This is a genomic window from Pedobacter steynii (assembly GCF_001721645.1).
Classification (GTDB): Bacteria; Bacteroidota; Bacteroidia; order Sphingobacteriales; family Sphingobacteriaceae; genus Pedobacter; species Pedobacter steynii_A.
Genome location: NZ_CP017141.1, coordinates 4540280 through 4553613, shown reverse-complemented (window position 1 = coordinate 4553613; position 13334 = coordinate 4540280). Strand labels below are relative to the sequence as shown.

The 13334-nt window shown below is 42.3% G+C and carries 10 protein-coding genes and 1 riboswitch; all 10 genes read right to left on the bottom strand.

The genetic code is table 11. The features are described 5' to 3' along the window. Positions 1-4: 4 nt before the first annotated feature. On the bottom strand, positions 5-2323 hold the full coding sequence (gene metE / locus BFS30_RS18825) for a 5-methyltetrahydropteroyltriglutamate--homocysteine S-methyltransferase (RefSeq protein WP_069380705.1): 2319 nt from the start codon (positions 2321-2323) through the stop codon (positions 5-7). Between the two features lie 165 nt (positions 2324-2488). Continuing rightward, a riboswitch (cobalamin riboswitch) is annotated at positions 2489-2680 on the bottom strand. A gap of 58 nt (positions 2681-2738) precedes the next feature. Beyond that, positions 2739-4493, bottom strand: coding sequence for a HAMP domain-containing sensor histidine kinase (locus tag BFS30_RS18820; RefSeq protein ID WP_069380704.1), 1755 nt, complete (start codon positions 4491-4493; stop codon positions 2739-2741). An 81-nt stretch (positions 4494-4574) separates the two neighbouring features. Further along, positions 4575-5702 (bottom strand): sensor protein KdpD, encoded by a 1128-nt coding sequence (locus tag BFS30_RS18815; RefSeq protein ID WP_069380703.1) that lies wholly within the window; start codon positions 5700-5702, stop codon positions 4575-4577. 6 nt (positions 5703-5708) lie between these two features. Then, positions 5709-5831, bottom strand: coding sequence for a hypothetical protein (locus BFS30_RS28130; RefSeq protein ID WP_257785583.1), 123 nt, complete (start codon positions 5829-5831; stop codon positions 5709-5711). Between the two features lie 134 nt (positions 5832-5965). Continuing rightward, complete coding sequence (locus BFS30_RS18810; RefSeq protein WP_069380702.1) at positions 5966-7036, bottom strand: porin; 1071 nt, start codon at positions 7034-7036, stop codon at positions 5966-5968. A 150-nt stretch (positions 7037-7186) separates the two neighbouring features. After that, on the bottom strand, positions 7187-7753 hold the full coding sequence (locus tag BFS30_RS18805; protein WP_069380701.1) for a K(+)-transporting ATPase subunit C: 567 nt from the start codon (positions 7751-7753) through the stop codon (positions 7187-7189). Positions 7754-7791: 38 nt separating this feature from the next. Then, positions 7792-9825: a potassium-transporting ATPase subunit KdpB gene (gene kdpB, locus BFS30_RS18800; protein WP_069380700.1), complete on the bottom strand. Its 2034-nt coding sequence runs from the start codon at positions 9823-9825 to the stop codon at positions 7792-7794. 84 nt (positions 9826-9909) lie between these two features. Next, positions 9910-11628, bottom strand: coding sequence for a potassium-transporting ATPase subunit KdpA (gene kdpA / locus BFS30_RS18795; RefSeq protein ID WP_069380699.1), 1719 nt, complete (start codon positions 11626-11628; stop codon positions 9910-9912). 10 nt (positions 11629-11638) lie between these two features. Beyond that, positions 11639-11716, bottom strand: a complete 78-nt coding sequence (gene kdpF / locus BFS30_RS28215) for a K(+)-transporting ATPase subunit F (RefSeq protein ID WP_157263106.1) — start codon at positions 11714-11716, stop codon at positions 11639-11641. A 268-nt stretch (positions 11717-11984) separates the two neighbouring features. Further along, the gene (locus tag BFS30_RS18790; RefSeq protein WP_069380698.1) at positions 11985-13316 is read right to left on the bottom strand and encodes a sigma-54-dependent transcriptional regulator; all 1332 of its coding nucleotides are present in this window, start codon (positions 13314-13316) and stop codon (positions 11985-11987) included. Between the last annotated feature and the right edge of the window lie 18 nt (positions 13317-13334).

Below are 13334 nucleotides of genomic sequence, written 5' to 3'. Positions count from 1 at the left end.
TTTTTTACAAAGTTACAGCTTCTTCAACATATTCCCGCAGTACTTTTGCAGCAGCGACCATTTCTGTCAGTGCTTTTTTTGTTTCCTCCCAATGTCTGGTCTTTAAACCGCAATCCGGATTCACCCAAAGTTGTGCCGAAGGAATTACTGAACGGGCTTTTTCCAGGAGAAAAACCATCTCTTCTTTTGCCGGAACACGTGGCGAATGAATATCGTAAACCCCTGGTCCTATTTCATTTGGATATTTAAAATCAGCAAAAGCATCTAATAACTCCATTTGAGAACGGGAACATTCAATAGTGATCACATCCGCATCCATATCTGCAATATTCTGAATAATGTCATTAAATTCAGAATAGCACATATGGGTATGAATTTGTGTATCATCCTGTACTCCACTGGCCGAAATACGGAAAGCACGTACCGCCCAGTGCAAATAATTCTGCCAATCGGCCTTACGTAAAGGCAAACCTTCCCGAATTGCCGGCTCATCAATCTGAATAATTCTTATCCCTGCTTTTTCCAGGTCTACCACTTCATCTCTGATGGCCAGTGCAATCTGTGTACAGGTTTCAGAACGTGGCTGGTCATTACGCACAAAAGACCATTGCAGGATCGTTACCGGACCGGTCAACATTCCTTTCACCCATTTTTCGCTCAATGACTGCGCAAAAGAAGACCACCTTACCGTCATTGGTGCCGGACGGTGAACATCACCATAAATAATCGGTGGTTTCACGCATCTGCTGCCATAACTTTGTACCCATCCGTTTTTGGTAAAGGTAAATCCTGCCAGCTGCTCACCGAAATACTCCACCATGTCATTACGCTCAAACTCTCCGTGAACCAAAACATCAATACCTGTTTCTTCCTGGAAAAGAATGGTTTCTTTCGTTTCTTTTTCAATCAGCGCATCGTATTCCTGCTGGCTCAATTCGCCTTTTTTGAATTTCGCCCTCCAGCTTCTCACTTCTGCAGTTTGCGGAAATGAACCGATGGTAGTAGTCGGGAATGATGGCAGTTTTAAGGCTTCTTTTTGGGAAACACTCCTTACCGAATAAGGCTGCAGACGTTGCTCATCTTTTTCTTCAATTCCGGCAACCCTTTGTTTTATCAATGGATTATGGATTAAAGCAGACGTTTTTCTGTTATTACTGGCCTGGTCATTGCTTTTCAGTTTTGCTTGTGCTGAAGCATCATTTTCAGCCAATTGTTTCAGGGTTACGACCTCTTCTACTTTTTGCTTCGCAAAAGACAACCATTGTTTGATTTCTGGCGTTAAAGTAGCTTCATTGGTTTCCAGGTCCAGGTCGCATGGCGAATGAATCAAAGAACAGGAAGGGCTAATGATCAAACGACCTGCACCGATCTGCTCTTTTGCCGTTTCTATTAATTGCAGGGAAGAACGGAAATCATTTTTCCAGATGTTTCTACCATCTACCACTCCTATCGAAAGTATCAGGTTGGCAGGTATAGCAGATAAAACAGGCTGTAATTGCTCCGGATTTCTAACCAGGTCAATATGTAAAGCATGTACAGGAAGAGAAACGGTCAGTTCAGTATTGTCTTTTAAGGCTTCAAAATAAGTGGTCAGTAAGGTCTTAAGTTTAGGAAACTGTTTTTTGATCTCTGCATATACGTATTTAAATGCGGCTTTATCTTTGTCTGTCAGGTCTAAAGAAAGAAAAGGTTCATCAAACTGTACCCATTCCACATGTTGCTCTTCCAGTTTTTTAAGGATGTCAATATATACCGGCAACAGATTTTTAATCAGGTCGATCCGCTCAAAACCCGCTTCTTTTTCTTTACCCAATAATAAATAAGATACCGGACCGATCAGGACAGGTTTAGTTTTAATATCCAGTCTTTTGCTCTCATTATATTCGTCCAGTAATTTGGTGGAGAACAGTTTAAATTGCTGGTCTTTGGTAAATTCCGGCACAATATAATGGTAATTGGTATCAAACCATTTGGTCATTTCCATGGCAGTAATGTCCAGACCTTCTTTCTGATAACCCCTGGCCATGGCAAAATAAAGATCCAGCTCGGTATTGGCCTTGTTCAGAATCACCTCATGGTAACGCTTGGGAATAGCTCCTACGGTTAGAGACAGGTCTAATACCTGATCATAAAATGAAAAGTCGTTGGAAGGAATCAGGTCGACTCCTTTCTCTTTTTGCAGTTCCCAGTTTTGCTGGCGAATGTTTTTCCCTACCTGTACCAGGTTTTGAAGGGTACTCTTACCTGCCCAAAATTGCTCGCAGGCCTTTTTGAGCTCTCTGTTACTACCTATACGCGGGTAGCCTAGATTGTTTGTTAGCATTGTCTTGCTTTTTAATTGATGAAAAGATCAGTTAAAAGCTCTTTGCTGGACTTCGCAATGCTGGCGGTAAGAAAAAAAGGAAAAATAAATGTATAGGCGCACGCATTCTACAGAATGTATGTATTGGATATACACCTACCTGACCCATGCTTCAGTTCGCGAAAGCATTGTCAATTCGGTAAAGGCAGGTCTCCTGACTTGTAACATTTTTACCATCCTTCCCATTCCTGTGTTGGAACAGTGGATATGCCTGGGTAAAAACTTGTTGTGTTACTTACAGTTGCGCGACAGCTCGTGATTTGCACACGATTCCCTATTAATCTACAGCTAAGTAAAACCTCTTCCGGTTGATGAAGAAATAAAGTAAAGAACTTATCAGGGCAAATGTAACGAAAAATCTCTCTCCTAGGATACTTTAAGGGGCAATAGGTAAAGAAAAGCAGAATTTACTGCCTTCACCCAGTGCGCTTTCCACCCAGATCTTTCCACTCTCAGCTTCGATAAAGTCTTTGGAAATGGCCAGCCCTAATCCGGATCCCGACTTGTTATTGCCATCTGTAGGAACCTGAAAATACTTATCAAACAGTCTCTTTTGATAGATCTCCTCTATTCCTTTTCCGAAGTCCCGTACAGAAAATTCAATCTCCTCTCCCTTTTCTATAATCTGGATCTGCACTTTTGATTTCTCAGAACTGTAACGAAGTGCATTAGACAGGAAGTTGACCAGTACCCATGCTGTTTTTTCTACGTCTACGTTTATCTTAGGCAGGTTATTCCTACTGATCAGCTCCAGTTCAATGTTTTTTTGCTCGGCCTGAAACCTGACCGAATCCATTGCATAGATCGCAATCTTGCGGGGATCAGATTTTACGAAATTCAACTGAAGGTTTCCTGTTTCAACCTGAGCAAGGTCCAGCAATTCACTGGTAATCTTTAACAATCTGCCGCAGTCTTCCCGGATGTGTTGTACCAATTCTTTTTGTTCCACATTCATCGCTCCCACCCGCTCATCATCCATCAGCTTTAAGCTCATTTTAATGGAAGAGATCGGTGTTTTTAATTCATGGGACACGGTAGCAATAAAATTGGTTTTCGCTTCGTCCAGCTCTTTGAACTGGGTGATATTTTTCAGGATATATACTTCTCCGGCAGCTTTTGCAGTTTGATTCATGGCCACATCACTCTGTCCCTCATAGTTCGGAACCGTAATTTCTCTTCTTTCCAGCTGGAAATAGGACTCTTTATTATCCGCATATATTTTCATGGCTTTATCGCTTTGCTGATCCTGAAGAATCCGGTTTAACAGGTCGTTCTTTTTCATCAGAGCTTCTGCATTCTGACCAACAACAGCCTCTCCGCTCAGGTTCAGCAACTCACCTGCCACCTTATTAAAAAAGAGGATTTCTTTCTTTTCATTCAATCCGATAATCGCATCCTGCATTTGTTCAATAATCGCTTCTATCCTTAATTTTTCAGACTGAATTTTAGAAAGATTGCTATTTTCCCATTTGTTGAGCTCCTGGGCCATGGTATTAAAGGAAATTGCAAGTTCAGAAAACTCGTCGGAGCCTTTAAATTCCAATCGTTGTTTATAGTTTTTGCGACTGATTTCACGGATCGCTTCAGAGAATTCCCTCAATGGATTGGCCACGAAACCAGGAAAATTTACAATAAAAGAAAATAGGATCAGAAAACAAATTGAAGCAGCAAAGATCACGTACATTGCGGCCTTTTCTATGGCTTTCTGTGCAGCATCGTTTTTACCCACAATCGCATCCATATTCAATTTGTCAATGAGCCGGAGTGCGGACCTCAATGTAGTCACTGCCCCCTGTTTTTCAACCAGGCTTACAGCAGGGCTTTTTATACTTTCATAAGCTTTACGCAAGGCTGCAACAGCTTCGCCCTCTCCTTTTTCCGTTACATTTTTTCCTTCCAGCTCCAGGTAATTTTCAAAGCTTTTCTTTGCGCTTTCCGAAAGTGGCAAAGGATGCTCATCCAATACTGCACGCATATTGCTGGTATAGTTCAGGGTTTCATAATTATCCTTCAGGATCACCTTAGAACTCAGCGAGATTTTATTCATGTAAAACAAAGAAATTGCTCCAAAGAAGATAACCACCACGAACAGGAATCCGAATCCGAGGCGGAGTTTGGTTTTGATTTTCATGACTTTATTTTTTTAATAGTTATTGTTATATTTTTATAGGGTCAGGCCCGTGTTTATATTTAAGACAAAATCAGCTGATGTTCAGGATAAAATGACCAGGTCCGTTTCTGTAGTAGAAATGTGTTTCAGCAGCTGGTTAAAAATAGCCGTTCGCATAATCACCTGAAAAAGGTTTAAATGTGGTTTTCCAATACATATCGTTGTAATTTCCTTTTCATCTGCTATCCTGGTAATCGTTCCGGTAATGTCGTCACTCTTCAGCTTAATCACTTCTGCACCCAGCTCGGTTGCCAGTTTAAAATTATTGATCAGATGCCGCTGCAAATCTAATTTAATTCTATCACCACTTTCCTTACTATTCTGCACATATAAAACAATCCAGGGAGAACGGTAATAAGAAGCCAGTCGTGCGGTTTTACGTATGACAATCTTTGCTGTTTTATTGTTCGTGGAAATACAGGCCATAAATCGCTCCTGACGCAATTTAATCTGCTTCGGAATTTCGATACTGATCTTTCTTTCCACATGATGCGCTACTTCCTTGAGGGCCATTTCCCGCAATTGCAGGATCTTTTCTGATTGAAAAAAGTTATCCAGGGCCCTGGAAATTTTACTCTCATCATAGATCTTTCCGGCTTTTAAGCGGTCGATCAGTTCATCGGCGGTTAAATCGATATTCACGATTTCATCAGCCAGTTCCAATATCTTATCCGGGATCCTTTCAGTAATGGGAATTCCGGTGATCTTTTCGATCTCTTCATTCATGCTTTCCAGGTGCTGAATATTGACGGCCGAGATCACACTGATCCCTGCCTCCAGAATATCCACTACGTCCTGCCAGCGTTTCTTATTTTTACTTCCCTCAATATTGGTATGCGCCAGCTCATCCACAATCACCACTTCCGGATGGATATTGATGATGCCCTGTACATCCATTTCTTCCAGTTCTTTTCCCTTGTAAAAGATCTTTCTTCTGGGAATTACCGGGACACCTGCCAACAAAGCATGGGTTTCTACCCGGTTATGTGTTTCGATATAGCCGATCTGCAGGTCTATTCCATTTTTTAAAAGCGCATGAGATTCCTGCAGCATCCGATAGGTTTTCCCTACCCCTGCACTCATGCCGATATATACCTTAAATTTCCCTCTTCTTGACCGTTTTACCAGGTCCAGGAAATCTTTTACAGAACCTGACTTATTCTCTTCCATTTCTGTTTACCATTTAAGAATCACATAGTCCTTACTCACCAAATACCACAATGCCATCAACAGCACAAAACCAACGCTTAATAAGGGGATAAGTTTAATTGTACGTGTATTATAGTTTCTCTTTTTCATGAGGATGATCATTACATTTTTTTATAGATACCTGCCATTCCGGGCTGCTCCTGACTGCGTTGTGATGCGATGATCCTGATCGCTTTCAGGCTCAGCACACCGGTCCGGAATGACAGGTAAATCTTTATTTATTTTTAGAACGATACTGCAATACTTGCCGTCATTGCCGCATTATAATTCACCAGACTTGGCTCACGGACAAAAATCTTATCCTTGCTATCGTAAACTTTACCTTCCAGTCTGACTACCGCATTCGGGAATGGTGCATAATCTACATTCAGCGAATATCCTGTTGTTTTAAATCCGTTAGCCGTTCCTGTCGCAATAAAAACACCGTTCTTATCCTGATAATGTTCTACCCTACCTGCCAGAGCCCAATTGCTATTGAAACGGTACTGGGCAATTGCCACCGGTGAAAACACTTCATTTTTTGAAGAACTTCCTTTTTCTTTCTGTTGCGTGCCGTAGTCAATTCCAAGGGTTACACCAAAATGATCGGTAACCTGGAAAATCCCGTATACGTTATGATAAAAACGACGGACACGAACAGAATCAGCTCCTTCAGTTCCTAAGAAATTACTATAGTTTACAGTAATCTTATCAGTAGGTTTCCAGGTTAGCTGTACTCCTCCTGCAGGCTGACTGTTGGCATTCTGACGATTGATGCGCTGCCATCCGTTCAGGTAAAGTGCTGTTGCCGTAAATTTACCATCATTGGTTCCGTAAGTGATTTTAGCTCCTGATTCGTAATATGGCGTATTTTCAGAAGAGATGTTACGGGTCAGAACCCAGCAATCTTTTGATACTGCGCTTTCAAAACCGATATGAGAAGAGAAAATCCCCGCATCAACCCAAAGGTTGGCTGTTTTAGAAAGTTTAATCCCGGCATTGGCTTCCAGTACATTTTTTAGAACTCCTGGTTCAGCCGCTAAATTGGCATTGGAATAAGTTCCGGCCATCAGTGCCACATTTGCCCTGATGTTTCCATTATCGTAGCTGCCTTTTATAAAACCAAGGTTTAAGTTCACTTCATTATGGCGGTTATGGGAATAGATAAATCCCGGTCTGTTGTTATCTGATGGTTTATTGAAATCGTATCCGTAATAAGTTTCCAGGTAACCTGTAACTTTAATCTTAGGTTCTTCCTGTCCGTAAGTGCATAGTGCAGTACCTAATACTGCTGATAATGTAAGTAGTTTCTTCATTTTAATTGCTGTTCTTTTTATCATTTTCCGAAGCGATCATCAGTTTTTCCTTTTTAACTGGCCTGATGATCGTTTTCTTTTCCCGTTTGGCTGCCTTTCCCATATCCGGCAAACGCTAAGGAATCGGCAGCACCATTCGGGCGGGGGGAATTATTTCTTTAATTCGTCAAGGGCAACATTGAGTTTCAGGACGTTTACTTTCGAAGGGCCAAATAAGCCAAACAAAGGACCTTCGGTATTTTTCACTACTACTTCAGCTACCAGTCTCTCGTCAAGTTTGCGGTATGCCGCTACCCTTTTGATCTGCATGATCGCTGCTGTTTCTGAAATGTCCGGATCCAGTCCGCTACCGGAAGCAGTCACCATATCCGCCGGGATATCGGATTTTTTAAGGTAAGGATGGTATTTCAAAAGGGTATCAATCCTTCCCGCTACATCTTTCAGGTAGTCAGGATTTGATGGTCCTTTATTAGAACCGCCTGAACCTGCAGCATTATAAGTTACCGCAGAAGGTCTGCCCCAGAAATATTCCGGTTTGGTAAAGGACTGACCAATCAAAGCATAACCTACTACTTTACCATTTTTTGTTACTTTTTCACCACTTCCTTCACCAGGACTAAATTTTCCAACATAGGCAATGGTTAATGGATAGATGACACATAACAGTACCATAAGTACTCCTGTTAATCTCAAAGATTGTATGATGTATTTTTTCATGATTATTTCTTTTATATTTCTTTCTATGGATCCGGCAATTAAGCCATCAGAGCAATCAGCATATCAATTAGTTTTATTCCGATAAATGGAGCAATCACCCCTCCTATTCCATAAATCAGCAGGTTTCTGCGTAACAAGGCGCTGGCACCAATTGGTTTATAGGACACCCCACGTAAAGCAACCGGGATCAACAATGGGATTACTAATGCGTTGAAAATCACTGCCGAAAGGATCGCTGTTTCCGGACTGTGCAGGTTCATGATGTTCAGACTGCGCAATGCCGGAATCGCCACAATAAACAAGGCAGGAACGATGGCAAAATACTTAGCCACGTCGTTGGCAATAGAAAAGGTAGTCAGCGTTCCCCTGGTGATCAGCAATTGTTTTCCGATCTCTACAATCTCAATCAGCTTGGTTGGGTCATTGTCCAGATCCACCATGTTACCGGCTTCTTTAGCGGCCTGAGTACCACTGTTCATCGCTACACCTACATCTGCCTGTGCAAGGGCCGGCGCATCATTCGTACCATCACCCATCATCGCAACCAGCTTACCCTGTGCCTGTTCTTCTTTGATGTAGTTCATTTTATCCTCAGGCTTAGCCTCTGCAATAAAATCATCCACACCTGCTTTCTGAGCGATAAACTTAGCAGTCAACGGATTATCTCCGGTTACCATCACTGTTTTCACACCCATTTTGCGTAAACGCTCAAAACGTTCGCTGATACCTGGTTTAATGATGTCCTGTAGCTCAATCACTCCCAGTGCTTTTTCATTTTCGGCAACTACGAGCGGCGTACCACCATTGCTGGCAATTCTTTTCACCTGCTCTTCGATGTCCATCGGAAAAGGATTTCCTGCAGTCAGCACAATGTTGCGGATGGAGTCAAAAGCGCCTTTTCTGATCCTTCTGCCATCTGCAGTATCTAAACCACTGGACCTGGTTTCTGCAGTGAACTTGATGAATTTAGATCCTTCAGGAGCAGTGGTCATCAGCTTATCATCCTGTGAGGCAGCCAATTCTATGATCGACTTCCCTTCAGGAGTTTCATCTGCCAGGGAGCTCAATACGCAGGCATCGGTAAAGCTTTTGATGATCATCCCTGCGGTAGGGTAAAAATTAGTTGCTTTACGGTTACCAATGGTGATCGTTCCTGTTTTATCCAGTAACAATACATCAATATCTCCGGCAGTTTCCACCGCTTTACCGGATTTGGTAATCACATTCGCCCTTAAAGCCCTGTCCATTCCCGCAATACCGATGGCGGAAAGTAAACCTCCGATGGTAGTTGGGATCAGGCAGACAAATAATGAGATGAATGCAGCAATTGTAATTGGTGTATTTGCATAATCTGCGAAGGGTTTTAAGGTGATACATACAATGATGAAGACCAGGGTAAAACCGGCAAGCAGGATCGTCAAAGCGATCTCATTTGGTGTTTTCTGACGGGAAGCCCCTTCCACCAAAGCGATCATTTTATCCAGGAAGCTTTCACCCGGCTGAGTAGTCACCTGAACTTTAATCTGATCTGAAAGTACTTTTGTACCTCCTGTTACTGAAGATTTATCACCACCGGATTCGCGGATCACCGGAGCAGATTCTCCGGTAATGGCCGATTCATCTATCGTTGCAATCCCTTCAATGATTTCTCCGTCTGTAGGAATGGTATCTCCGGTTTCACAGATAAACACATCTCCTTTTTTCAATTGATTGGAAGAGCGTACTTCGATCTTCCCATTGCTCAACACTATTTTTGCAGGTGTTTCTTCCCGGGTTTTGCGCAGGCTGTCTGCCTGTGCTTTACCTCTTGCCTCGGCAATTGCTTCCGCGAAGTTGGCGAACAATACTGTGAGCAACAGGACGATAAACACAATGAGGTTATATCCGAAGGAACCCTGACTGCTGTTACTTAAAGAGTAAATCGTAACGAACAACATCACAAATGTTCCGATCTCTACAGTAAACATGACCGGATTGCGAACCATCAAACGCGGATCAAGTTTGATAAATGATTGCTTTAATGCAGTATTTACTAAAGCGGGTTCAAATAATATATTAGATTTATTTTTCATGTCTTTTGATTCTAATGATTTTGCATCTTTTGATACTTTGCAGCGATTGCTGTGTTGTTTCTTTTGATGCAGCGCTTCATTCCGTTATTTAATCAGGGTAAAATATTCAGCTACCGGACCCAGGGTCAATGCAGGGAAAAACGCAAGTGCCGCAATGATCACTATGACTACGAAAGTCATCATCCCAAAGGTTAATGTATCTGTTTTCAGGGTTCCTGCTGATTCCGGAATGTATTTTTTCGAAGCCAGTAATCCGGCAATGGCTACAGGGCCGATAATCGGAAGGAAACGTCCGAGGATCAATACAAAGCCTGTCACTACGTTCCAGAAGATGTTATTGTCCCCAAGTCCTTCAAAACCGGAACCGTTGTTCGCAGCTGCTGAAGTATTTTCATATAACATTTCAGAGAAGCCATGGAAACCCGGGTTATTTAACCAGCTGGCCGGTTTAACCGCCCAGTTTGCATCTGGAAAATAAGTAATCGTATAAGCAGCCAATGCCGTTCCTACCAGAATAATGAAGGGATGTAGCAAGGCGATGATAGAAGCAATCTTCACTTCTCTGGCCTCTACTTTATGTCCGAGGAATTCCGGTGTCCGGCCAACCATCAGTCCGGAAATGAAAACTGCAATGATAATAAAGATAAAGTAGTTCAGAATCCCTACCCCACAACCTCCATAGAAGCAGTTCATCATCATGGCAATCAATTGATACATTCCGGTTAACGGCATTGCGCTATCGTGCATCGAGTTGATGGAACCTGTAGAAATAATTGTGGTGACGGTACTCCAGTACGCTGTGGCCGTAGGTCCAAATCTAACCTCTTTACCTTCCATAGCACCCGTTAACTGGGAAACACCCATTTTTGCAATTGCAGGACTTCCTCCGGTTTCACTGATGACTGTAGGAACCAATAACAACATCATACCTAAGGTCATGATCCCAAAGATCACCCAGGCCATTTTCTTCCTGCGGATAAAATATCCGAAGGCAAAGATCATCGCCACAGGAATGATCACCTGGGAAATGGCTTCTGTCATATTGGTCAGGTAGTTTGGATTTTCTATTGGATGCGTACTGTTCACACCAAACCAGCCACCACCATTGGTACCGAGATGCTTAATCGCTACGAAACCAGCTGCAGGTCCCCGGGAAACACTTACGCTATCGCCCTGAAGGGAAACATATTGGCCTTTGCCTTCGTAGCTGGTTGTTGTTCCATTAAAAGCCAGAATGATGGCAACCACTATAGATAGCGGCAATAATAAACGGGTAATAGAACGGGTAAAGAATACCCAGAAGTTACCAAGACTGGTAGTGGTTTTATCTCTGAAAGCCTTAAATAAGACTACTGCCGCCGCAATTCCGGTAGCCGCACTTACAAACTGTAAGAACATGAAGACGAAATGCTGTGTGAAGTAAGTCGCCCCGCTTTCTCCTGAATAATGTTGTAAATTACAGTTGACCACAAAGCTGATGATACTGTTAAAGGCAAGATCCGGCGACTGACCAAGGTTTCCGTCCGGATTTAAGGGAAGTTTATCCTGATAGATCAGGGCAAAGAATCCGTACACCAACCAAACCATATTGATGGTCAACAGCGCTTTCATATGCTGTTTCCAGTTCATCGACTCTTCCGGATTAATTCCGGATAATTTATAAATACCCTTTTCAAGGGGTTTTAGAAAGTCTGTCCAGACTTTCTCACCTGCAAACATCTTTGCCAGATAAATACCTAGTGGTATTCCAATCAGCAAGGTCAGCCCGTAGGTGGCAATAATGCCAAGTAATTCAGTGTTCATAATAAATTAATTAAAATTTTTCAGGTTTAATCAGCACGTATACCATATAGATAAATACTGCGATTGCGACAATAAGTAATGCGATCATAATTGTTAGATTTTTTCGAACCAGTCGATTGATTTGTAGAATACCCAGCACATCAGTAGCAGGGCGAGAAGTAGTGCGATTGTTAACATAAATTAGCTATTTTAGATAGCCATAGCCAATCGGCATACCAGAGTCCGGACCAAAGTCGTAAAACACTGATTACGAGGCTAAAAATCAACATACAGAGCAAATGCCAAAAATCATAAACGAAAAAACCCTTCCATTTTGGAAGGGTTTTTTATCATAATGAATGTATTGGAGATTCCCTTTAGCTGATCTTATATTCTTCCATTTTACGGTATAAGGTGGTCAAACCAATCCCCAGTAACCTGGCGGTTTCTGTTTTATTACCTCTGGTATGTTTCAATACCTTATTGATGTGTTGCTTCTCGATAACCTGCATTTTCATAGAATCTTCTTCCTGGGTATCTGTATGAAACTCATAAGGCAGGAGGTTCGCGGTGACGGTATTTCCATCGGCAAGGATGACCACCCTTTCCATCACATTTTTCAATTCCCTGATGTTTCCTTTCCAGACATGCTTCAACAGCAAATCTGAAAATCCTTCGTCCATCACGAAATCAGGCTTATTGACTTTCAGGCCAAATTCCTTTAAATAATGTTTCGCAATCAGGAGAATATCTGTTTTCCGCTGAGAAAGATTAGGGAGTTCAATAGAGAATACAGAAAGCCTGAAATAAAGGTCTAACCTAAACTTCCCTGCTTCTGCTTCATCTTTCAGGTTCCTGTTCGTTGCTGCAATGATCCGGACATTTACTTTGCTGGTATGGGTATCCCCTACTTTGATAAAGGTCTGGTTTTCCAGTACCCGTAGCAGCTTTGCCTGAAGGTCGAGGTTCATCTCCCCAATCTCATCCAGGAACAGGGTCCCCTCATTTGCTTCCTCCAATAATCCCCTTTTATCTTTCATAGCCCCTGTAAAAGCACCTTGTTTATACCCAAACAATTCACTTTCCAGGAGTTCCGGATTAAAGCCGCTACAGTTCAAGGCAACAAACGGCTTCATCTTCCTTGGGCTTTCATAATGGATGGCCTGGGCAAAAACTTCTTTTCCCGTACCTGTTTCTCCGAGTAACAACACGGTAGTATCCGTTGCAGAAACCTTTTGAGCCAGATCCATTGCCTCTTTCATCGATCTGGACTGCCCCAGAATGGTACTAAAGCTATGTTTTTTGATGATTTTATTCTCCAGTTCGTAAACCCTGCGCTGCAGTTTCACTTTATCCATTGCTTTATAGACCAATGGGATAATCTTATCGTTGTCATCTCCTTTAGTGATGTAATCAAAAGCGCCGTTCCTCATCGCCATAACCCCATCTGAAATAGTTCCAAAGGCAGTCAGGTTGATCACTTCCACATAAGGTTTGATTTTTTTAATCTCTTTTACCAGCTCTACGCCATTGATATCGGGTAGCTTCACATCGCTGATCACCACATCTACCTCCTGCATTGAAAGCGTTTTCAATCCTTCCTTTCCCGTATTTGCCTGAAATACCTTAAATCCCTCCAGTTCTATAATCCTCGCAAGGAGGCTACAGATTTTCTTTTCGTCGTCGATAATGAGGACCGTATCTTGCATAGCTGATAATTTAGACAA